At 43.9% G+C, this 21,412-nt stretch carries 20 protein-coding genes and 1 tRNA gene; 3 read left to right on the top strand and 18 right to left on the bottom strand.

Annotated elements, in window-relative coordinates; translation table 11 throughout:
- Positions 1-76: 76 nt before the first annotated feature.
- The 10 genes from DDR33_RS04825 to hisG all read right to left on the bottom strand — a co-directional run bounded on the left by DDR33_RS04825 (position 77) and on the right by hisG (position 8,978).
- Entirely contained in the window at positions 77-988 is a 912-nt protein-coding gene (locus tag DDR33_RS04825) for a WD40 repeat domain-containing protein (protein ID WP_109414644.1), read from the bottom strand.
- 85 nt (positions 989-1,073) lie between these two features.
- Positions 1,074-1,661, bottom strand: coding sequence for a bifunctional phosphoribosyl-AMP cyclohydrolase/phosphoribosyl-ATP diphosphatase HisIE (gene hisIE / locus DDR33_RS04820; protein WP_109414643.1), 588 nt, complete (start codon positions 1,659-1,661; stop codon positions 1,074-1,076).
- Positions 1,652-2,131: a GNAT family N-acetyltransferase gene (locus DDR33_RS04815; protein ID WP_394341102.1), complete on the bottom strand. Its 480-nt coding sequence runs from the start codon at positions 2,129-2,131 to the stop codon at positions 1,652-1,654. Before DDR33_RS04815 ends, hisIE begins: the two co-directional genes overlap by 10 nt.
- A 35-nt stretch (positions 2,132-2,166) precedes the next feature.
- Entirely contained in the window at positions 2,167-3,024 is an 858-nt protein-coding gene (hisF, locus tag DDR33_RS04810; RefSeq protein WP_109414641.1) for an imidazole glycerol phosphate synthase subunit HisF, read from the bottom strand.
- Positions 3,025-3,069: 45 nt separating this feature from the next.
- On the bottom strand, positions 3,070-3,819 hold the full coding sequence (locus DDR33_RS04805; RefSeq protein ID WP_109414640.1) for a 1-(5-phosphoribosyl)-5-[(5-phosphoribosylamino)methylideneamino]imidazole-4-carboxamide isomerase: 750 nt from the start codon (positions 3,817-3,819) through the stop codon (positions 3,070-3,072).
- Positions 3,820-3,825: 6 nt separating this feature from the next.
- A complete protein-coding gene (gene hisH / locus DDR33_RS04800; RefSeq protein ID WP_109414639.1) occupies positions 3,826-4,473 on the bottom strand; it encodes an imidazole glycerol phosphate synthase subunit HisH in 648 nt (215 codons plus the stop codon).
- A gap of 24 nt (positions 4,474-4,497) precedes the next feature.
- Positions 4,498-5,667 (bottom strand): bifunctional histidinol-phosphatase/imidazoleglycerol-phosphate dehydratase HisB, encoded by a 1,170-nt coding sequence (gene hisB / locus DDR33_RS04795; protein WP_109414638.1) that lies wholly within the window; start codon positions 5,665-5,667, stop codon positions 4,498-4,500.
- A gap of 7 nt (positions 5,668-5,674) precedes the next feature.
- Entirely contained in the window at positions 5,675-6,721 is a 1,047-nt protein-coding gene (gene hisC, locus DDR33_RS04790) for a histidinol-phosphate transaminase (protein WP_109414637.1), read from the bottom strand.
- Between the two features lie 14 nt (positions 6,722-6,735).
- Complete coding sequence (hisD, locus tag DDR33_RS04785; protein WP_238387670.1) at positions 6,736-8,061, bottom strand: histidinol dehydrogenase; 1,326 nt, start codon at positions 8,059-8,061, stop codon at positions 6,736-6,738.
- A gap of 65 nt (positions 8,062-8,126) precedes the next feature.
- A complete protein-coding gene (gene hisG / locus DDR33_RS04780) occupies positions 8,127-8,978 on the bottom strand; it encodes an ATP phosphoribosyltransferase (RefSeq protein WP_109414636.1) in 852 nt (283 codons plus the stop codon).
- Between the two features lie 292 nt (positions 8,979-9,270).
- On the opposite strand from hisG, the gene DDR33_RS04775 reads away from it, so the two are divergent.
- Positions 9,271-10,458 (top strand): BaiN/RdsA family NAD(P)/FAD-dependent oxidoreductase, encoded by a 1,188-nt coding sequence (locus DDR33_RS04775; RefSeq protein ID WP_109414635.1) that lies wholly within the window; start codon positions 9,271-9,273, stop codon positions 10,456-10,458.
- Between the two features lie 65 nt (positions 10,459-10,523).
- Here DDR33_RS04775 and mnmD read toward each other — a convergent pair whose 3' ends face one another.
- The gene (mnmD, locus tag DDR33_RS04770) at positions 10,524-11,213 is read right to left on the bottom strand and encodes a tRNA (5-methylaminomethyl-2-thiouridine)(34)-methyltransferase MnmD (RefSeq protein ID WP_238387669.1); all 690 of its coding nucleotides are present in this window, start codon (positions 11,211-11,213) and stop codon (positions 10,524-10,526) included.
- A gap of 85 nt (positions 11,214-11,298) precedes the next feature.
- On the opposite strand from mnmD, the gene DDR33_RS04765 reads away from it, so the two are divergent.
- A complete protein-coding gene (locus DDR33_RS04765; protein ID WP_109414634.1) occupies positions 11,299-12,330 on the top strand; it encodes a quinone-dependent dihydroorotate dehydrogenase in 1,032 nt (343 codons plus the stop codon).
- A 64-nt stretch (positions 12,331-12,394) separates the two neighbouring features.
- Here the strand turns inward: DDR33_RS04765 and DDR33_RS04760 are convergent, their stop codons facing one another.
- The 4 genes from DDR33_RS04760 to DDR33_RS04745 all read right to left on the bottom strand — a co-directional run bounded on the left by DDR33_RS04760 (position 12,395) and on the right by DDR33_RS04745 (position 15,088).
- Entirely contained in the window at positions 12,395-13,750 is a 1,356-nt protein-coding gene (locus tag DDR33_RS04760) for an ATP-binding protein (RefSeq protein WP_109414633.1), read from the bottom strand.
- 257 nt (positions 13,751-14,007) lie between these two features.
- Positions 14,008-14,187 carry a spore protein gene (locus DDR33_RS04755; RefSeq protein WP_109414632.1) on the bottom strand — a complete coding sequence of 60 codons (180 nt, stop codon included), beginning with the start codon at positions 14,185-14,187 and terminating at the stop codon, positions 14,008-14,010.
- A gap of 28 nt (positions 14,188-14,215) precedes the next feature.
- Positions 14,216-14,286 (bottom strand) — tRNA-Cys (locus DDR33_RS04750).
- A 58-nt stretch (positions 14,287-14,344) separates the two neighbouring features.
- Positions 14,345-15,088, bottom strand: coding sequence for a TrmH family RNA methyltransferase (locus tag DDR33_RS04745; RefSeq protein WP_109414631.1), 744 nt, complete (start codon positions 15,086-15,088; stop codon positions 14,345-14,347).
- Between DDR33_RS04745 and tamL the strand changes: the two genes are divergently transcribed.
- The gene (tamL, locus tag DDR33_RS04740) at positions 15,079-17,466 is read left to right on the top strand and encodes a translocation and assembly module lipoprotein TamL (protein ID WP_238387668.1); all 2,388 of its coding nucleotides are present in this window, start codon (positions 15,079-15,081) and stop codon (positions 17,464-17,466) included. The two genes, DDR33_RS04745 and tamL, sit on opposite strands and share 10 nt — an antisense overlap.
- Before the next feature lie 76 nt (positions 17,467-17,542).
- Here the strand turns inward: tamL and DDR33_RS04735 are convergent, their stop codons facing one another.
- The 3 genes from DDR33_RS04735 to DDR33_RS04725 form a co-directional block, all read right to left on the bottom strand.
- Positions 17,543-18,088 carry a hypothetical protein gene (locus DDR33_RS04735; protein WP_109414630.1) on the bottom strand — a complete coding sequence of 182 codons (546 nt, stop codon included), beginning with the start codon at positions 18,086-18,088 and terminating at the stop codon, positions 17,543-17,545.
- Positions 18,088-20,409 (bottom strand): patatin-like phospholipase family protein, encoded by a 2,322-nt coding sequence (locus DDR33_RS04730; RefSeq protein ID WP_238387667.1) that lies wholly within the window; start codon positions 20,407-20,409, stop codon positions 18,088-18,090. Before DDR33_RS04730 ends, DDR33_RS04735 begins: the two co-directional genes overlap by 1 nt.
- Before the next feature lie 90 nt (positions 20,410-20,499).
- Positions 20,500-21,153, bottom strand: coding sequence for a porin family protein (locus DDR33_RS04725; protein WP_109414629.1), 654 nt, complete (start codon positions 21,151-21,153; stop codon positions 20,500-20,502).
- Between the last annotated feature and the right edge of the window lie 259 nt (positions 21,154-21,412).

Raw genomic sequence — 21,412 nt, 5'->3', positions numbered from 1 at the left:
CTCAGTAGTCGTCTATCCGCAGTCAGCCAACAGTTTCCAATCACAAGTTCAACTTTCTACTTTCAACTTTCTACTTTTAACTCCTCTCTATTTCCCAGGCAATGATCATCTTATCATCGCTTACGGAAAGAAGGGTACCGTCGGGAGTATTCCAGTTGAGCTTATTGACGGAGTGGGTATGCGATTCGATTCCTTTTTCCCTGCTCAATATTTTAAGCAATTTAAAAGTGTTGCTGCTCCAGATTTTGATGCTCTTATCCTGACTCGCAGTAGCGAAGAGCGGGAGAGAGGGATGAAATACGATATCGTAGATTGCGAACATGTGGGCGGTGATGCTCTCCTGTAATTCATAAGAGGGCAGTCGCCATATGTTAAGTTTTGCATCACGGCCTCCTGACAATAGAAATTGGCCGTCAGGGGAGAAGCAGAGGGCTGTTACAGGCATCGTGTGTGCAGTCAGAACTTTCAGCAGGCTGTAATCAGAAGAATTATAAATCCTGATGCCGTTGTCTTTACAACCAAATGCGATGAGCGATTCATCGGGACTAACCGTCATACATCGTACTGTTTCCTCTGACACCCGGAAGTGGTAAACTGTTGAATATGTTTTGAGGTCGATTACCGAAACCGTCCCATCTTCCGATGCCGTAACGAGTTCCTGTTTATTCACGATTGCTCCAAGTGAGAACACCGGAAGGCTATGTGGTTGTAGCCTAGCTGCTATCTTTTGCTGGTTGAAGTCAAAGATCGTTACCTGGCCGCTTCTTTCACCCGCAGCCAGTAAAGAACGGTCGGGCGATAAGTAAAGACCATATACCGATGTCTTAACAGGTATGAGAACTCTAAGAGGGCTGAGTTTCTCAAAATCCCATTCAACAACCCCTTTATCATTTCCTGCAGTATAAAAGAAAGCGGAATCAGTCGGCGCCCCGATTGTGTAAATGGGGTTCTGATGTCCGGCAAGCGCCGCTTTACGTTTTATTTCCATGGTGTCTCTGTTATCGGTGGTCCCTGTCAACTCCTGCTAATCAGTCATTGACTGAGGTTACGAACTACGAGGAAGGGGAGTCCGCTTACTTGTGTCTTTTCTCAAGGTTCTCAGCAATTGTCTTCAGGCTGATATTCTTTTCTTTAAGGAGTACCAGCAGGTGAAACATGAGGTCTGAAGCTTCGTTTATGAGATCATCCTCAGTTTGGTTGAGCGCTGCTACTACCGTCTCCACGCCTTCTTCGCCTACTTTCTGCGCAATCCTGTTGATGCCTTTTTTCTGAAGGCTATTGACGTAAGAACCTTCGCGGGGATTCTCGTAACGGTCGGCAATGATATGTTCCAGTTCGAACAGGAAATTCTGATTGAAGCCGGTAGAAAAGCAGCTTCTCGATCCTGTATGACAGGTCGGTCCAACCGGGCTTGCCTTGATGAGCAGAGTATCATGATCGCAGTCATCATGGATGCTTTTGACGTAAAGATAGTTTCCGCTTTCTTCTCCTTTGGTCCAAAGCCTGTTTTTAGAGCGGGAAAAGAAAGTTACTTTTCCTTCTTCTGATGTTTTTTTGAAGGCTTCATCGTTCATGTAACCGAGCATTAAAACCTCCAGGGTTTGTTCGTCCTGCACGATAACAGGTACGAGGCCATCACCCTTATTAAAGTCTATTTCCATTCCGTTTGTGTTATTTTATATAAGACTCCGGGTTCATCATCGAACTCCGTGTCCTGCATATATTTCAATCCTAGTTTTTCCAGCACCCTGATCGATGCGGTATTTTCTTTCAGAGCATGCCCTACGATAGAGGGCAGGCCAAGATCAGAAAACCCATAGGCAAGACTAGCCTTGCCCGACTCGGTAGCGTACCCATATCCCCAGCAACTTTTTTTCAGCCGGTATCCGATGTCAGTTTCTCCTGAATCCTGGTGGTATTTTAATCCGCACCAACCAATATATTCTCCTGTTGATTTAAGGAACATGTTGAGCCTTCCCATCCGGTATTTTGAATACTGGTCATAATTCAGGATCAGATTCAGGGCTTCTTCAATGTTGTTGAAGGGCTTATCACCGGTATAGCGGATCACATCAGGGTCACTGTTAAGATCAAACATGTACTCTGCATCCTCTGGTTGCATACACCTCATTATCAATCTTTCGGTTTCCAACTGTAGAGACATAGCTAGAATCTTACTTCAATGTTTTCTTTCTTCAGTTTCGCTTTGAGGTCGGGAATCAGAATTTCGCCGTAGTGAAACACCGATGCTGCCAGGGCAGCATCCACGTTCGTCAGCTTAAAAACGTCGATAAAGTGCTGTTCTGATCCGGCACCTCCTGAAGCGATCAGGGGGATGGATATGGAGTCATTGATCTTCTTCAGGAGCGTATTGTCGAATCCGCCTTTAGTACCGTCATGATCCATGGAAGTAAGCAGGATCTCTCCCGCACCACGTTCTTCCACCTCTTTAATCCATTTTTTCGTTTCAATATCAGTCGGAATCCGTCCTCCATTCAGGTGGACGAGATTTTTGCCATTTATATTCTTGGTATCTACCGCGACCACCACGAACTGTTTTCCAAACGCATTTGCTAACTCATTTACCAGTTCAGGGCTGCGGACTGCCGCCGAATTGATGGATATCTTGTCTGCCCCTGCGTTAAGCAGAATGTCGGCGTCTGCTATTTCGTTTATTCCCCCGCCTATAGTAAACGGGATGTTTACCTGCCGTGCAACTGCCTTAACAAGTTCGACCATGGTTTTGCGTCTCTCATGAGTCGCTGTAATGTCGAGAAAGACCAGCTCGTCTGCGCCTTGCTGCGAATACTGCCAGGCCAGTTCGACCGGATCACCGGCATCACGAAGGTCAACAAAGTTAACACCTTTCACCGTGCGTCCGTCTTTGACATCCAGACATGGGATGATGCGCTTGGCGAGGCCTCCGCTTATAGCAGGAAAATGATCTGCCTGCGGCAGGTCATTTTCTCTTTCAGAAGCTTGCGGTGCAGCAGACTGATTATAATTGTAACTGTGATTCGTCATAGTGAACGAAGTAGGGGGCCGGGACACACATGGGTGTCCGGCGGTTTAAAATGAAATCAGGGATTTCAGATTCCAATCCTGGATTTCTTCTATCGAGATCATGCCTTCGTAAATCGCTTTGCCCACGACACATGATTCCACTTTAATATCATGCAATATCTTGATGTCCTCCATAGAACTGATGCCGCCTGAAGCGATAAGCTTGATAAAAGGAGAGTGTTCCAGTAATTTCTTATACAGGTCAACGCCTGCTCCCCCCAGCTTTCCATCTTTATTGATGTCTGTGCAGAGGAACCGGAAAAAGCCAAGATTTAAGCAACGGTCTACATAATCCATGAGCTTTATCGGAGAGCTTTCCATCCAGCCAGAGTATTTGATCACTTCATCAAGCACGTCTATCGCAACTACTACCTGGTCGGAGCACTGTTGTTTTCCGCAGATTGCTTTGCTCAGCTCTGTTAAAAATTCAGGGTTGGTGATAGCCTGTGTGCCCACGATTACCCGGTGCACTCCTGCGTCGATCAGTTCTTTAACTTTCTCAATACTGCGCACACCCCCACCGTACTGAACTTTCATTTCGGTTTTGTGGATGATATCGAAGAGATATTCCTGATTGCTGAAGTCTCCTTTAGCTCCGTTCAGATCAATAACATGAACGAATTCTGTACCATTCGACTGGTACTTTTCGATCATCTCTTCCAATGTTACATCGTAAAATGTAGCCTGATCGTAGTTTCCTTCTCGCAAGCGGACAACTTTCTTGTCCAGAATGTCAATTGCAGGGATGATGTACATATGTTTCTATAATTCTGAAAAGTTTTTGAGTATTTTTTCTCCTGCTTCACCGGATTTCTCAGGATGAAACTGGACTCCGTAAAAATTGTTTTTTTTCAACGCCGCTGAAAATTTAACCCCGTAATCAGCAAAAGCGAGTGTAAAAGTAGGATTAAATTCGATAAAATAGGAATGAACAAAATAAAAGTAAGTGCCATCCTTTATATCATTAAATAATTCATTTTCAAACTGAGAGCAAACTTTGTTCCAGCCTGTGTGAGGCACTTTAATCTGAAGCGTTTCATCAAAATGCCTGGTTCTCAGCGGGGCAATAGACAGCAGATGTGCATTTCCTTCCTCAGAAAAATCGGTTAATAATTGCATTCCCACGCATATCCCCAGGACCGGTTTTGAGGTCGATTTTATTTTTTCTATCATCCGGCTTTCTTCCAGTTTCTGCATGGCAGCACCGGCATGGCCGACACCGGGAATGATATACCGGTCGTACTGATCGAACTCTTCAGGTGAATAGATCATCCCGAATGGGATATTCTGACGTTCGAGTGCTGCTGTGAGTGAAAAAATATTGCCGGCACCGTATGAAATGATCCCGGTCTTCTTCCCTTCATCTGTTTGAACAGAATTCTGGTACTGTAAATTGCTCTCTTCCGCCATAGCTTTTTACTGTATATTGTTGTGTCAGATCAATCCTTTTGTACTGGGCAGCCACATATTATTAACATCCCTTTTAGCTGCCATTTTGATCGCTTTTGCAAAAGCCTTAAAAATAGCCTCAATTTTATGATGCTCATTGGCCCCCTCTGCTTTAATATTCAGGTTGCATTTTGCCGCGTCACTGAATGACTTGAAAAAATGGAAAAACATCTCGGTAGGCATTTCTCCGACCTTTTCACGCTTAAACTCAGCATCCCAGACAATCCAGTTGCGTCCTCCAAAATCTATGGCAACCTGGGCCAGGCAATCGTCCATCGGAAGACAGAAACCATATCTCTCGATTCCTCTTTTATCACCCAGAGCTTTGGCAATTGCTTCTCCAAGTGTAATTCCAGTGTCTTCAATAGTGTGATGTTCGTCTATATGTAAATCTCCTTTTGCTTCTATCTCAAGATCCATTCCCCCGTGACGGGCAATCTGATCGAGCATATGATCAAAGAAATGCAAGCCGGTTGAAATCTTTGCATTGCCTTTGCCGTCGAGGTTGATCCTGATGCTGATATCTGTCTCTTTAGTAGTCCTTCTGTGTTCTACCTCTCTTTTTCCGGCTTTTAGAAATTCATATACTTCTTTCCATGAAGTTGTTTCAAGTGCCAGACAATCCTTCAATTCACCGGCCTTTTCTTTTATTTCGTCAGCTCCGAGCGAGTCATCCAGCTTTAACCATATTGCCCTGGATCCCAGGTTCTTTGCTAATACTACATCTGTAACCCGGTCTCCTATAACGTAAGAATTGGCGAGGTCGTATTTATCCCCGTCAAAATAATGTAAGAGCAGCTCCGTGCCCGGTTTGCGGGTAGGGGCATTCTCATGGGCAAACGTCTTGTCAATAATGACTTCTTTGAAGCTAACGCCTTCGTTTTCAAAGGACTTAAGAATGAAGTTGTGCACCGGCCAGAAGTTTTCTTCGGGATGGGAATCTGTGCCGAGCCCATCCTGATTGGTTACCATAACCAAATCAAAATCAAGTTCTTCTGCTATTTTATTCAGGTATTTAAATGCACCTGGATAAAACTCGAGTTTACTGAAGGAGTCTACCTGGTAGTCTTCAGGTTCCAGTACCATTGTGCCGTCCCTGTCAAGAAACAGAATTTTCTTTTTGGGCGACGCAGCATTATTTTCAAAAGTATCCATATAATTCTTAGTGAGGGAAAGACTTCAGAGCCCCGAGTAAAAGAGTGTTTTCGTTTGGTGTTCCTATTGTGATACGAAGACTATCTTCGCACAGGATGACATTAGAGCGATCGCGTACAATGATGCCCCGTTCTACCAGAAACTGATATATGCCTTTTGCATCGGTGGTTTTTACCAAAAGGAAATTTGCATCAGACGGAAATATTTCCCGCACGCAGTGTAAATCAAGAAGCGCCGTACCCAACCGGTCTCTTTCAGCCACTGTTTCCCTGATCCATTCGTTTACCTGGTCAACGTTCTGAAGCGCATTTAAGGCTAATTGCTGAGAAGCCTCATTGATGTTATAGGGAGGCTTCACCTTATTGAACACTTCGATAATTTCTTCACTTGCAAATGCCATTCCCACTCGCAGCCCGGCAAGTCCCCATGCTTTGGAAAGTGTCTGAAGAATAACCAGGTTGTTATACTCTGTTAATTCGCGGATAAATGTTTTCTGCCGCGAGTAATTAATATATGCCTCGTCGATTATCACTAATCCGGGAAAGTTGGCTAATACGGTCTCAATATCCTCTCTGTAAATGGAATTAGCAGTAGGATTGTTAGGGGAGCAGATAAAGATCAGTTTGGTATTCTCATCAATGGCTTCTGCTATGCCCTCAAGATTAAGCTGGTACCCTGCAGTCAGCGGCACTTTCTTTACAGCGACATCATTAATATTGGCTGATACTTCATACATCCCATAGGTGGGAGGAAGCAGGATAATATTATCGATACCCGGCCGGCAGAAAGCTCGGATAAGGATATCGATGGCCTCGTCACTTCCGTTCCCCAGGAAAATATTCTGAGGAGGCACGCCCTTTATTTCGCTTATCTTCTTTTTTACTGCCAGCTGAAGCGGGTCAGGATAGCGGTTATATGCAGTCGCAAGCGGTGAACCGAAGCTGTTTTCGTTAGCATCCAGGAAAACGGAGGCCTCTCCCTGAAACTCGTCCCGTGCGGACGAGTAGGGTACCAGGTTTTGTATGTTCGTTCTTAATATCTTTTTTAAGTCCATCTTTTTAAGCTGTTTTAGTAATTGTCCTCATAGCTCATGGTTCTTCTCACCGCCATGGCGTTTTTGTGAGCCTGTAAGCCTTCGAGTTCAGCGAGCACTTCCACCGTGGGAGCGATATTTCTGACACCTTCCGCTGTGATATGCTGGAAGGTGATCTTTTTAAGGAACGAATCGAGCGATACGCCCGAATAAGAGCGTGCATACGCGCTGGTCGGTAGAGTATGATTTGTTCCCGATGCATAGTCACCAGCACTTTCCGGAGTAAGATTCCCCAGGAATACAGAACCTGCATTACTGATCGATGAAATCAGGTCCCGCCATTGATCTGTTGCCAGGATGAGATGTTCAGGAGCATATCTGTTACTGAAATCCATTGCTTCGCGAAGATCATCTGTCAGTACTGCATAAGAATTGGCTAAAGCCTTAGCGGCAATATCTTTTCTGGGAAGTAATTCGAGCTGCTGCTTTAATTTTTCTATGATCTCGTTAATAACCTCTTCTGCGTTTGAAACAAGGACTGCCTGCGAATCGGGGCCATGCTCGGCCTGTGCAAGAAGGTCGGCAGCAACAAAGGCCGGTACTGAACTTTCGTCGGCAATGACGAGAACCTCCGATGGCCCTGCCGGCATATCAATTGCGGTTTGAGAGGTAGATTGGATAATTGTTTTTGCCCGGGTTACATACTGGTTCCCGGGGCCAAATATCTTATCTGCTTTAGCAATGCTTTCTGTCCCGAACGCCATAGCTGCTACGGCCTGGGCACCACCGCATAAATAAATGCGGTCTATATCCAGCAAGGTTGCTACATAGGCAAGGAAGCAATTTATCCCGCCATCCTTCTGAGGCGGGGAGCAAACAATAATCTCCCTGCAACCGGCAATTCTGGCCGGTATGCCCAGCATCAGGAAGGTGCTCGGCAAAACCGCGGATCCGCCGGGAATATAAAGGCCGACTTTCTCAATCGGTCGCGAATCGCGCCAGCAAGTTACGCCAGGCATGGTTTCTATCTTGTCTTCCTTTTTATACTGGCTTTCGTGAAACAGCCGGATATTGTGATAGGCGGTATCTATAGCCGATTTCTGTTCTTCTCCTATAGCAGATGCCAGTTCTCTTATTTCCCCGGCGCCGATAAACAGTTTCTCAAGTTTTACGCCATCAAAACGTTCAGCGAAATCAAATAAAGCTTTGTCTCCATTCGTTTTTACATCGGATATTATGGCCTCAACACGCTCTGTTATTGTTTTATCAGGATCAATATTTCTCGCAATAAGGGTTTCGATATCCGGCATCGCTGTAAAACCAGTTTCCTTATCATCAGGATTAAAGCTTATGACTTTCATTGTTCTCTCATATTATTACCCCAAAACCGTGGTCTCGTGGTAAGATGTAAGCTGGTATCCAGGATCTAAAGAATTATTTTTTCTATGGGCATTACCACAATTCCCTGAGCTCCCGCAGCTTTTAATTCGTTGATTTTGCTCCAGAAATCTTTCTCCGGTATAACGGTATGAACTGCCGCCCAGCCTTTTTCTGCAAGTGGCACTACAGTAGGACTTTTGATGCCCGGCAGAAGAGCTTTGATGGCATCAAGGTTCTTTTCTTCAATATTAAGAACTACGTATTTTGTTTCTTTCGCACGCAATACGGATTGAACCCTCTGGATGAGCTCAATAATTAATGGGTCATTCTCGATTCCTTTACGTCCGATCATTACCGCCTCAGAATGTAATACATCTGCAAAAGGAGTAAGACCGTTACTTTTCAGCGTACCTCCTGTTGATACAAGATCGCAGATAGCATCGCTCAGGCCGAGTCCGGGGGATATCTCTACGGATCCGGAGATAGTACGGATATCTGCCTGTACGAAATTTTTCTCAAGAAATTTTCTCAATATAACAGGGTAAGACGTAGCGATAGACTTTCCATTGAGATCAGAAAGTGTTTTAATAGAACACTGGTTAGGGATAGCCAGCTTAAGCGAGCATTTTCCGAATCCCAGCATTTGAAGATAGGCGACGTCGACTTCTGTTTCATTAATGACGTTTTCTCCAACAATGCCCAGGTCGGCAATACCGTCCTGCACATATTCCGGAATATCATCGTCTCTTAAAAAAAGGATTTCTAATGGGAAGTTTGAAACGGGGGATATAAGGGAACTCTTATAATTCTCGAAGCTTAAGCCACAGTTTTTAAGAAGCTCAACAGATTTTTCATTTAGTCTACCCGATTTCTGGATAGCGATTTTGAGTGTTTTCAATTCGTTATTATTTAATCAGTACAAGAAATAAGTTCAATAAAATCAGTTTCACGTAGAAACCGTACAAGTTCATCATATCGCCTCAGGGGCGATGATGGAAATGACGGTGATATGTGAAAAATATTTGCATTTATTGTAACTCCTGATTAAAACCGGGAGCGCAAATATACAAATCCATCATTAATAACAAAATTTTAAATGCGATTGTACGACAAAGAAATGCCCGCTAACGGTTCGTCCGGAGAAACTAATGTTTAGGATTATTAATTACCTTTGCGTTTTTTAAAGATTCATGTACGACGCGCTGATAATAGGAGCCGGGGCCTGTGGGCTGATGTGTGCAGTCCAGGCCGGGTTTCTCGGGAAAAGGGTGTTACTTCTGGAAAAGAATGCTCAGCCGGGAGCCAAAATCCTTATATCGGGCGGCGGCAGGTGTAATTACACAAACCTGAACACCTCCCCAGCGAATTTTATTTCAGGGAATGAGCATTTCTGCAAATCGGCTTTTTCTCAATGGACCGTAAACGACACCATTACTTTTTTTGAAACCTATGGTATCTACGGCAAGGAAAAAACACTGGGCCAATTATTCCCCGCGACGGACAAGGCGAAAGATATTGTTAACGTTTTTATCAGTTTATGTACAGATTTCGGACAGGAAATTCGTTGCAATGCGGATGTAATGGAAGTAAAAAAAGAGGATGACAGTTTCGTTGTCTCTTATCAAAGTGAGGGCAGGATCGTGAGCGTCCGGGCACCCAGGCTTGTGCTTACTACGGGGGGATTACCTGTCCGGAAGCTGGGAGCTTCAGATTTCGCTTTAAAAACAGCACAGCAGTTTGGTCTCCGGATTGCAAAGACCGCACCTGCGCTGGTGCCGCTGACGGTTACGGGTAAAGATGCCGAATGGTTCGCGCATTTGTCGGGAAACAGTATCTTCTGCCGGGTCAGCAATGAACAGATCAGCTTTGAGGAAAATATCCTTTTTACGCACTGGGGACTTAGCGGACCTGCTATCCTGCAAATATCTTCTTACTGGAAGCCGGGGGAATGGATAGATATCGATCTGCTACCTGATAGAAAGATTTCCAGCCTGATAGAAACTGAGCGGAATCAAAACGGGAAGAAAATGTTTTTGACGTTATTGTCGTCAGTTTTCCCTCGTAAATTTGCAGAAGCACTCGGGAAGTATCTGCCTGTTGACAAGAACCTTGCATCTCTGAACAAGTCGGATCTTGCCCAAATAGAAACGCAGATCCATCATTTCAGGATTAAACCGGCGGGTGACAAGGGATACGACCGTGCAGAAGTAATGAGGGGAGGTGTCGCTACAGAAGAACTTTCATCCAAGACACTCGAAGCCAGGAAAGTTCCGGGGCTTTTCTTCGGCGGCGAATGCGTTGACGTAACAGGCTGGCTGGGGGGCTACAACTTTCAATGGGCATGGGCATCGGGATTCGTGATCGCCTGTAACATTTAAACGTACAGTCCTCTTGGTCCGGGGATCTCCCGGACGTCTTCCGGGCTGCTGCTCTGTCACCGGCTCTAAAGTTTCTTTACGGCCCTCAGCATTTCTCTTTTCCCCGGAGCACCGGGAGCTTTCTCTATTTCGAAGTTCAGGGACTTCATTGTTCTTTTCAGGTTTCCCGTTATAGCATACGTCACAAACACACCACCGGGCTTCAGATAACGGGTACACTTTTCGAGCGATTCCGCACTCCACATCTCAGGCTGGTGTACCGCTGCGAACGCATCGAAATAAAGCACATCATAGGATTGGTCTGAATGAAATTCCAAAAGTTTACATTGGTCAATGCGAAAATTACAGAATTCATTCAGATCCGCCGGGGCAGCAAAAGACTGCCGGTAGCAGTTTTGGAAACTGTTCCATAGTTCTGCCTGTACATATTGTTCGTATCCTGTTTGAAAGATCGTATTCTCATATAAAGGGAAAGCCTCTATTCCTGTATATTGAAGCCTGATGTACATGCGGGAACAATGATCTGCGCTCAGCAGGAAATTTAAGCCGGTGCCAAAGCCTACTTCCAGAACACTCACCTGGCGGACAGGATGTTGCTGAAGGAAGAAGTTTAATCCTGATTCCAGGAAGACATGTTTGCTTTCCTGCAATGCACCATGTTTGGAGTGATAGTGTTCTCCTACGTCCGGATTAAAGATGGTTTTTGAGCCGTCTGCTGTAGCAACGATAGAAAGATCATTCATTTTAGTATTCATTCCTTTAGGCGGGACTAAGTCGCAAATATTGGCAGAATAAATAAAAAAGCTGAGAAGAAATCATAAAACTCTTTAATTTCGCGCCATGTACCATCTCATAAGACCCCTGTTTTTTCGCTTTGAGCCTGAAGGAATCCATCATTTTGTTACCGCAATGCTAAAAACGGTGAACCGTATTCCCGGTGTCTCTGCATTGCAGAGGAAGATGTTGCATGTGAATGACCCGCGTCTGGAAAGGGAAGTATTTGGATTGAAGTTTAAGAATCCAGTGGGCCTGGGTGCTGGTTTTGATAAAAATGCCTCCCATGTAAAGGAAATTGCGAATCTTGGGTTCGGCTTCATTGAAATTGGTACTGTTACTCCATTGCCACAGCCCGGCAACGATAAGCCCCGGATGTTCAGGCTGCCTGCTGATGAAGGCCTGATCAACAGAATGGGATTCAATAACCAGGGAGCCGAAGTGGCAGCCGGTCACCTTCGTCATTTAAAGCGCGACGGACTGATTATCGGCGGAAATATCGGGAAGAACAAAGTCACTCCGAATGAAAAAGCAGTAGAGGATTATGTAAAGTGTTTCGATGTCCTGTTTGACGTTGTTGATTATTTTGTCGTAAATGTAAGTTCTCCCAATACACCCGGGCTCCGGGAATTACAGGAAAAGGAACCTCTGAAAAATATCCTCAACACATTGCAGCAGCGGAATAGCAAGAACGGTATATCCCGTCCTATCCTGTTGAAAATTGCGCCTGATCTTACTGACAGCCAGCTTGACGACATTGTGGATATCGTGAAAGAGACCGGAATTGCCGGGATTATCGCGACCAATACCACATTATCGAGACAGGGACTAACTTCCCCGTCAAGCGTGACTTCCGAAACGGGAGGGCTGAGCGGCAAGCCGCTGACTAAGAGATCCACCGAGGTGATTAAATATCTCTCTGAGAAATCGGGCAAAGCGTTCCCCATAATAGGAGTGGGAGGAATACATTCTCCTTCAGACGCGATTGAAAAGCTTGAGGCTGGTGCATCTCTTGTGCAGATCTATACGGGTTTCATATATCAGGGACCTACGCTCATTAAACGGATAAATAAAGCACTGCTAAGAAGAAATAAGTAAACTTCGCGTAAATAGTTGCAATTCCGGTCTGAGAAACCGTCGGAAAGAGGAGGATGTTTCCCGGCTATTTTTGTATTTGCTTTTGGAACCATTGCAGATAGAGCTCTATACAAGACACCAGGTAATAAGGTAAGTTGAGCAGATAATAGATTTTCCCGGCAAGGGTATACGCTTTAGTTATACTGATTTCGCCTGCATAAAAACGTACGGCCATTGCATGGGTGGCCATATCCATATAAAGATGCAGTGATTTTAGTTTTCCCTCAGTTCCTGATTTTACTTCAATAGGGATAAGCTTACCCTCGAATACCCATATATAATCTACTTCCGCGGTGGATTCTTTTTTTTCTCTCACCCAAAAATTCAATGCACTTAAAGCATTAAATTGAGTGGCGAGTAATTCCTGACCAACTAAATGCTCAATCAACGTTCCCTGATAAACGTTGTTTAAGTCGGGAGTCCCCAATATTTCCTTTTGTATGCCTACAAAATAATTAAGCATACCAGTGTCTAAGACCTGTAATCGCGGCGATCTTTTATAGTCAGGCAAGAGAGGCAATTGTGCTTGTGTGCAGGGGTATGTCAATTGAATTAGTAAGGCTTTTTCTAATGTTCGTAAAGCTTCACCCATATCACGGGAGCGATATGGGGAGTTCCCAAAGCCTTCAAATTTGATTCTTTTCCCTGCCTGGGAGAACGAAGCACGGATAGCATGGCGGATATGCTGAACCTGTGATGCACTGGAAGTATATTTTTCGACGTCATCAATGTATGCCGTTATAAGTGAATCGTAAATAGTCGATAATGCGTTTAAATCTTTATTTTGACTATAGTCTGCTATCACCTCTGGCATACCGCCTATAAGTGCGTAAGTATGAAAGAGTGTTAACATTTTTTCGTGTGTAAACGCCGGGATAGGGATTTGTTCCAAATATTGTAGTGCCTCTTTTTCTCCTATTGCTGCAAGAAATTCTGGAAAAGATACAGGTCTCAATATTTTGTATTCAACGCGCCCCACCGGAAAACTGATGTTTTTATCGAATAACGTTTCAAGCAAGCTTCCAGCGGCAATAACAGCTATTCCCGGTTCTGTTTCATAGAAATATCGCAAGATATTGAGAGCTTCAGGCACTTCCTGTATTTCATCGATAAACAGAAGTGTATTATCCTTTTTTGTAAGCGATAAATTCTTTAGAAAGAATAATGTCTGTACCAGTGTTTCAATAGTTTTAAACTGATCAAATGGCTGCCGATCACTTTGCACTTCCAGGTTCAGGTAAATATATTGTTCGAATTGTTGGGCAAATTGGTTGACTGCAGTTGTTTTGCCGACTTGCCTTGCTCCCCTGATAACCAAAGGCTTTCTGCGTGATTTAGTTGACCATAATGCTAATTCGGAGAGAATTGATCTATTAAACATACAGCTAAAGTTAAATTAAATTTTTCCATATTGTAATAAAGTGAGGGTAAAATTATTGGAAATTTGTAATAGAGTGAGGGTTGATTTTTTTATATGGTAATAAAGTGGAGGGATAGCCAAGTGGACTGGAGATGATAGTGCGCATATAAATCAAAGCACATAGATAGCATAGGCTGCAGATGCCACAAAAAAAGAGGATACTTTTTAAAAGTATCCTCTCACAATATCTTTTCTGCCTGTAAAAGACAGGATCTTCCTTATTTTGCTTCAGCTTCGATCTTAGCAAGAACTTCGTTGTTCTTTGCCAGCTGGCTGTTAGCAGATTCCTTTGAGCGGCTGCCCTGTTCGATGTTGCGGCCAAGCTTCAGGAATTGAACTTCCAGGCGTGAAACCGTTTTGTTTCTTCTGTCTTTTCTTTTTAAACGTGTAACTCCCATGGTTTTCTTTTTAATGTTTTCTCCTGTGAGGTCGGAAGCGGATTCGAACCGCTGTAGGAGGTTTTGCAGACCTCTGCCTAGCCACTCGGCCATCCGACCCTGTTTGAGGGAGTGCAAAAATAATAATTATTTTGAAATTAAAAATCAGTTTTTGAATTTACTTCGATCTTCTTAGCTCAGAACAGAAAATTCCGGCAGAAATGGCAACATTCAATGATTCCGCATTTCCGAAGCGGGGGATGGTAACTTTATTGGTGATCGTTGTGATCACGCTTTCAGAAATTCCATTTCCTTCATTACCCAGTATTAAAAATCCTTCTCTGCCAAAATCAGTTTCATAAACAGGCGTTCCGTTCAGCAGCGCTCCGAATACGGGAAGCTTTGTCTGCTTTAAAAGGCTTGTCAGATCCCCGTAATGTACCTTTAAACGGGCCAGAGATCCCATTGTGGCCTGTACCACCTTGGGATTATATGCCTCTACCGTATCCTCGGAACACACAATTTCAGAAAACCCAAACCAGTCAGCAGTTCGTATAATGGTGCCCAGGTTGCCTGGGTCCTGAACGCCGTCGAGCACAATAGTGAACTTGTTCTTAAAACTTTCGGTGCTTAAGATAGTTTTTTGGGGTGTATGGATGAGAGCCAGACAGTCTTGCGGGGTGGTAAGAGTACTGATTTTTTTTAATTCATTTGCGCTGATTTCAACCAGCTTTACTTTTTGGGAGAATTTACCCAACTTTGGCGCGGCTGAAGGGGTATAAAAAATTGTGTCGACTGAATAATCTGACTGAAGAAATTCAGTTATTGATTTATACCCTTCTGCAATGAAAAGAAGATGTTCTTTTCTGTGTTTTTTTTGATGTAATGCATTTACAAAACTGACTTGGGATTTTGAAAGCATATAGTACCTTTCGTATTTTCTTTGCTGCAAGTATACTGTTTTTAACAGTTATATTAGGAGGATGTTCCGCTACCCGTTACCTTAACGAAGATCAGGCGCTTGTAAAAAACGTAAAACTGGAGGGGGTAGATAAAGAGCTTAAAGAGGCTGCTTCCCTTTATATTCAAAAGGATATCCAGCCTAATTCGCGGTTTAACCTTGCTCTTTACAATATGTTTAACACGAAGGACGGGAAATACCGTACGGGGAGGGTGAGGAACGTTGGAGAAGCACCGCATTTACTTGATAGTTCTCTGGTTGATATCTCCACACGTGAGATCCAGAAGTTCCTGGTATATAAGGGGTATTTCAACGCCAGGGTGAAAAGCGAAATAGAAGTAAAGAATAAAAAAGCTTATATCAGCTTCACGGCCGAACAGGGACCGGCCTTTAATATCAGGAACTTTACTTATGATATTCCTGATACATCCGTGCGCGCTCTTTACGAGAAGAACCGTGCTGGTTTTACCAGGATCAGAAGCGGAAATCGTTATGATGCCGACTCTGTGATGTATGAAATTAACGGCACATACGATATCCTGAAGGATAACGGATATTATGACTTCGTAAAGCAGTATATACATGTAAACGTAGACAGCAACCTGTCATCCGGAAGGGTAGATGTGAAGATGAATATATATAATCCTCCCGGCAAGGCGGCTCATCCTAAATATTACTTTAACAAAAAAACGGTGATGGAAATCCGCAACAGCAGCGGCAGGGTGAGAGGTGTTGTGCCGGACAGCGGATGGGTCGGCGATAAGTTTTTTTTCAGGGATTATTCTCACCGGTTTCGCTTTAAGCCTCTTTCCCGCTACATGTTTATGGACTATGGGGCTCCCTATAGTGTGAAAAAGGAAAACCTGACATACGACCGCCTGTATGAGTTAAATGTATTCAGATCTTTGAAGATCGAGTATGAAAAAGATCCCGACAGTTCCAGCCTGAATGTCCGTATCGAGACAACGCCTTTAAAGCGAATGAGTAACCGGGTGGAAGGGGAGTATACGTTCAATTCAGGACGTAACGGCTTCAACCTTGGAAATACTTATACGAACCGCAACCTGTTTGGAGGGGCGGAGCAGCTGGACATCAAATTTCGCTACGGGATACTTTTTGACACCCAGGGGGGAAGGAAAATCTGGGGCAACGTTTTTAACAGGGAGTTCCAGATCGGGGCTAATCTGATTATCCCAAGGCTTCTTGTGCCTTTTGGAATCCCTTCAAAAATCAGTACAGCGATCCCCCATACTACTTTTTCAAGCAGTATGCAGGTTTTTGATCAGCCTGGGGCCTTTCGTAACCGGTTGTTTATTAACTCGATAACATACGACTGGATGCAGGACAGGAATAAGCTTCATAGTTTAACGCCGGTTAATATTGAGTATCGCGACGGGCGCTTAGATCCTGAGTTTCGTGATTCGATAAGGCAGTTGGGGTATGAGGCTTATATCAGGACTAACGACCGCCGCTACTTTAACCTTGGAAGCATTTATAGTTTTACTTATAATGCCAACAAGTTAAATTCGTATGATAACTTCTTCTATTTCCGCGGGCTCGCCGACCTTGGAGGTAATACATTGGGAATATTGGCTAATGTTCTGAAACTTAAGAAGGATACCGCGGGTTTCAGGACGCTGGCAGGATTGAAATATCTGCAATATGCAAAGACGGAAATAGACTTCCGCTTCTACAAGCACATGGGAGGCGAGAGGCAGCTTGTTGCCAGGATAAATCCAGGTGTAGTTTATGCCTATGGGAATACGTACGGAAGTACTGATTCAGTAGGTCTTCCTTATGAGAGGAATTTTTATGCAGGCGGCTTTTCCGGTGTTCGGGCATGGCAGGCGAGAACGCTAGGGCCGGGTAATTACAACCGGCGGGATATACAATCAGAAGAGGCGAGAAAGAACCTGACTTACCTTGATCAGTATGGCGAAATAAAGCTGGAAGGTAATATTGAATACCGTTTTAAGATCATGAACAATTTCCTGGGAGCCAAGCTGAAAGGAGCAACGTTTACAGACTTTGGGAACGTATGGAGGCTGCACCGGACAAAGGATTTCAGGGGAGGGGAGTTCAGGTTTGATAAATTCCTTGATCAGCTTGCGCTTGGTGCAGGAGCGGGGTTAAGGATTGATGTTCAGTATTTCGTTTTTCGTCTTGATGTAGGAGCTAAAATCAAAGATCCTCAATTTACAGGTTCAGATCAATGGGTTGTAAAACACTTGTTCAGCAGAAGTGAGCGGAGCGACTTTAAAGCTGAGTATTTAAGAACAAATGCCCCCGACCGCTACCGGTTTTTGCAGTATAATTTCGGAATCGGTCTGCCGTTCTAGAAAAGCCTCAACAGCATGCGGCTCTGATGCAGGAGGGACTTTATGTTGCAACTATTACCCTAACATTGTAAGAGCATTAAAAAACAGCTGACTTTATTCCGTCGATAATCGTCTCAAACACAGTTGGCAACCCCAATCCTTTATTAGAATTAAACAGGGCCATCGCAATCAGAATGATGACAGCAAACACAATGAATTTGCGGAACATGCTTGCGAGAACAATAAGAGCCAGAGGTACCAGTACCAGTATCATCCAGTTTATTTTGAAAGGATTTAGTCCGCTTTCTTTTTTAATAACATAATAGAGCTTGGCATGTGTACCTGCGTCGTTTTTATGTTTCAGATATACAAATGTCGATTTGTCTATTTGCTGAGGGGCTACAGCCACTCCGTCGTTAAACCGGAGTTCCTGTTTGAATCCATTTATGCTGAACAGGTAGGTTCCGCTTACGCTTTCCAGTGGTCTTTCGTTTTCGTCGGCTGCTATTACTGCCAACTTATCGTTTTTAAGAAGGTTTTCCTTTACGATGAAATTATTAAGAGAATCGGTTTTCGTTCCGGCTAATGCCGAATGGGATGATATTACAGTAGCTAACAGTAAAATTCTTATGAGCGTTTTCATTATTCTAAACTTCTTTTATTATACAGTACATAGCCAATATGGAACATAATACCATACCGCTTTTGTGCATCGTCGTAATGATTGAAACTTAAACCAATGGGACCTGCCGGTGAATGGAAAACCAATCCGGCAGTTGCCGCGTACGAACGATCCGCAAATATACCTTTGTAGGCGGTCGACTGAAGATTTTTTTTCCCAAAAGGCTCCACCGGCTGGAAGATGTATCCCTCGATCCTGAGATCGACATTCCTGCGGAGACTGAAGACGTTTTTCAATCCCATTGCCGCATAAGAATGTGCCCTGAAGCTTTCCAGGTAGAGTGATTTCGAATCCTGAAGAGGATAGAATGCCGGTGCGCTCAGGATGGTTGATTTGTAGTTGCTGAAAAAGGATTTATTACTCAGCACACCTTCGTACAGGTAGCCGAGTGAATAGGTCTTATTTGAGAGAACATATTGCTCGTGGTTCACCTTAAAGCGGAACCAGTTGTGATGATGTTTTTCCTCTGCTATGTTTTCAAATCCGGGCTCGTCCCTTAATATATTGCCCGGAACATAGTTTTCCACTCCCGAGTAGAAAGCGCCGTTAAGTGTGAATGAAAGTCCTTTGGTGGCGTATTGTCTTCTGTTAAGCGTGTTTTTTTCAAGACTGAAGCCGCTGGTGAAAGCATCGAAAGTGGTTTCGTCAAACGTGTCCCCGCTTCTATAGCTGTTATCCGGACTGTAATTATCTTCCGTGTTGATGTATCCGGAATAGATTTCAAATTTGCCGTTATGCGACAAAGGGATTCCGCTCTTAAAGATAATCCTCCTGTCTGATTGTTCTATATAGAGGGAGTTGAGACTTGATATAAAGATTTTGCTGGAGTTTAAGTAGTTCCAGTGGTTATAGGTGAATTCAGCTTCCACAAAGAAAGGGAGAGAGGCCGGAAAGTCAATCCGGGACGTCGCCTGGGCTGACTCATAAAATCGGCCGAGATAAAAGTTCGTTCCAAGAGTATATGATTTACGCCTGAGGTAATTGTACTGTAATCCGAGATAGGTATTACTGATGGGGCGGGTGGAGATAAATCCGCCAATATCAATTTTGAAATTGCTCTCCGGTCTCACTTGCATTTCAAAGTCGTACGTTTCATTTTGTGAGTTACGAAGTATTCGGGGATAAACCGTTTCAAAGCTTTCGTCGGCCACCACCCGGTAGTATCCATCTTTGATGTCATGGAGGTTCAATTCCTTTTCCCTTTGCCGGAAGAGCTGGGTAACATATCGCTTTTGTTTGGAATTTATGCCCGTTACCCTGAGGTTGCGGAACTGAAGGCGTTCTTTCTTATGGATAAATTCATCGCGTCTTTGCGCGAGTTCCCTTTCATTCGTCCGGCGAGAAATGGCAGCTTTAATGGCAGGCATTTCAGCCATGGTAGCATCATAGCCTTTCCGGATAAGGGCTTCAACGGGAGAAAAATTGGAACTTGTATACCCGGCAATATCGGGCTGGATGTAAATACCGTCCCTGCCTATGGAGGTAGAATCTGTTTTGGAAAGAAACATGTATAGAAGAAACCTGTCTATCAGCTGTTCATCGATATCTTTGGGGTATTCATTAAATGTTTTGGATGAAACATTGATCCCAAGTATGAAGTCGGGCTTGAAGTCCTTTTTCATTACATCAATGGGGAAATTGTTATACAGACCGCCGTCAAATACATATTTACCGTTGACTTTTACCGGCCTGTACACAAGGGGAACGGTCATCGTTCCTCTTACTGCTTCCACGAGACTTCCGGTATCCGCAGCGATCATCTTCTCCGACAGAACATCTGAAACGACACAACGAAAGGGAACGAAAAGGCTGTCGAAATTATTCTTTGCATTGGCTGAAGCTTGTGATAAAAGTTCTATCAGCGCAAAGTTCAGGGGAATGTCGCTGATCAAACCTGATCTGAGTTTTGGATGCAGGCCTTTTTGTATCCTGAGCTTTAGGGAAAGCACGGAGGGGTTTTCAGGCTTTTTTTTAAAGTAATGTTTATAGTCACTCTCAAATCTTCCGTTCACCCAGTTTTGGAAGCCAGTGCTTTTAGCTATGTATTCTATCTCAGCAGGTGTAAATCCAGCCGCATACATGCTTCCCACTACTCCTCCCATTGAAGTTCCGGTAATGTAGTCGACGGGAATATTGTTTTCCTCGAGCGCCTTTAAAACCCCTATATGGGCAAGCCCTTTAGCGCCTCCGCCGCTGAACACCAACCCAACTTTCTGGGCTTTGCCAGGGATCGATAAGAGGAGCAGCGAAAAAAAGATCTGCAGGAGACAGAAAGTTTTCACGCTGTAAAAGTACCAATAAAAAAGTTCCGCCCCCGAATGGGAACGGAACTTTTAATTAAGAGCGTTAATTTAGAAAGAAATGTGATGATGTTAGAAAGAATAACCTACTGAGAAAGACCATACACGGTTGGTTAACTTTCCGTTATCGCCGTCACCTTTTGGTCTCAGGTCAGTAAGTCCGAGGCCGTAGTTGGCGCCAATATTGAATCCGCCTCCAAGTTCAACACCAGCAAGGATGTTCAAACCTGCGTCTGTGCGTTTCAGATCGTCACCAGAATCACTACCAAATTCTAAATCTTCCTTGGTTTCACTGTTACCTGCTGTAAATTTCCGTTCACCGCTCAATGCGAATGACACATAAGGGCCTGCACCTAAATAAAGATTTGCCATTGGCCCGAGTGGCATTTTACAAACAAAATTGATAGGTACGCCAAGTTCCATGGTATTATATTCAACTTTAGTATTCAGAGCTTCGCTACTAACCTTTCCTCCTTTTCCCTGGAGGCTTAAGCCCGGTTGAACATAGAAGTAATTGCTAAGTGGAACATCAGCATAACCTGTTACATGAAAATTTACGGTACTCTCAGATTCCGGGTCATCGCCGTTATCATTCTTTACGTGGTATTTAGGTAAGTTTACCCCCACCTTTAATCCCCATTTTGTTGTACCCGGAGTCGTTGTTGTCTGAGCAAAAGCAGCGCCTCCCATCAGAAAGCCTGCTGCAAGTAAAACTATTTTTTTCATTTTTTTTTCACTTTTTATTTAACTGTTATTGTTAAGTGTGTACCGGGAATGTTCAAGATGCGCACCAAAAAATCAAAAATTCAGGAATCGCTTAAAAAAGAGGCTTTTGCATAATCCGAAACTTTTTGGCACTTGTGTTAAATGATTTGTTTGGTGGTCAATTTTGTCTGTTAAAGTCTACAGGAATGTAATTTTTTAATAGACAAAACAAATTGTCGATCCGGCCAGTTAACGGGGAAACGAAAGCAGGCAAATAAAA

It is taken from the genome of Pararcticibacter amylolyticus, assembly GCF_003130405.1.
Lineage (GTDB): Bacteria > Bacteroidota > Bacteroidia > Sphingobacteriales > Sphingobacteriaceae > Arcticibacter > Arcticibacter amylolyticus.
This window is presented reverse-complemented; position numbering and strand designations above follow the sequence as displayed.

What these genes read in the sequence shown, in the direction of transcription:
- DDR33_RS04775 (WP_109414635.1), top strand. Translation starts at nt 9,271, where the DNA reads ATGTACGACGCGCTGATAATAGGAGCCGGGGCCTGTGGGCTGATGTGT.
- hisD (WP_238387670.1), bottom strand. Translation starts at nt 8,061, where the DNA reads ATGAAAGTCATAAGCTTTAATCCTGATGATAAGGAAACTGGTTTTACA.
- DDR33_RS04745 (WP_109414631.1), bottom strand. Translation starts at nt 15,088, where the DNA reads ATGCTTTCAAAATCCCAAGTCAGTTTTGTAAATGCATTACATCAAAAA.
- hisC (WP_109414637.1), bottom strand. Translation starts at nt 6,721, where the DNA reads ATGGACTTAAAAAAGATATTAAGAACGAACATACAAAACCTGGTACCC.
- DDR33_RS04735 (WP_109414630.1), bottom strand. Translation starts at nt 18,088, where the DNA reads ATGAAAACGCTCATAAGAATTTTACTGTTAGCTACTGTAATATCATCC.
- mnmD (WP_238387669.1), bottom strand. Translation starts at nt 11,213, where the DNA reads ATGAATACTAAAATGAATGATCTTTCTATCGTTGCTACAGCAGACGGC.
- DDR33_RS04755 (WP_109414632.1), bottom strand. Translation starts at nt 14,187, where the DNA reads ATGGGAGTTACACGTTTAAAAAGAAAAGACAGAAGAAACAAAACGGTT.
- hisF (WP_109414641.1), bottom strand. Translation starts at nt 3,024, where the DNA reads ATGACGAATCACAGTTACAATTATAATCAGTCTGCTGCACCGCAAGCT.
- DDR33_RS04805 (WP_109414640.1), bottom strand. Translation starts at nt 3,819, where the DNA reads ATGTACATCATCCCTGCAATTGACATTCTGGACAAGAAAGTTGTCCGC.
- DDR33_RS04815 (WP_394341102.1), bottom strand. Translation starts at nt 2,131, where the DNA reads ATGAGGTGTATGCAACCAGAGGATGCAGAGTACATGTTTGATCTTAAC.
- DDR33_RS04760 (WP_109414633.1), bottom strand. Translation starts at nt 13,750, where the DNA reads ATGTTTAATAGATCAATTCTCTCCGAATTAGCATTATGGTCAACTAAA.
- hisB (WP_109414638.1), bottom strand. Translation starts at nt 5,667, where the DNA reads ATGGATACTTTTGAAAATAATGCTGCGTCGCCCAAAAAGAAAATTCTG.
- DDR33_RS04725 (WP_109414629.1), bottom strand. Translation starts at nt 21,153, where the DNA reads ATGAAAAAAATAGTTTTACTTGCAGCAGGCTTTCTGATGGGAGGCGCT.
- hisH (WP_109414639.1), bottom strand. Translation starts at nt 4,473, where the DNA reads ATGGCGGAAGAGAGCAATTTACAGTACCAGAATTCTGTTCAAACAGAT.
- DDR33_RS04825 (WP_109414644.1), bottom strand. Translation starts at nt 988, where the DNA reads ATGGAAATAAAACGTAAAGCGGCGCTTGCCGGACATCAGAACCCCATT.
- DDR33_RS04765 (WP_109414634.1), top strand. Translation starts at nt 11,299, where the DNA reads ATGTACCATCTCATAAGACCCCTGTTTTTTCGCTTTGAGCCTGAAGGA.
- hisIE (WP_109414643.1), bottom strand. Translation starts at nt 1,661, where the DNA reads ATGGAAATAGACTTTAATAAGGGTGATGGCCTCGTACCTGTTATCGTG.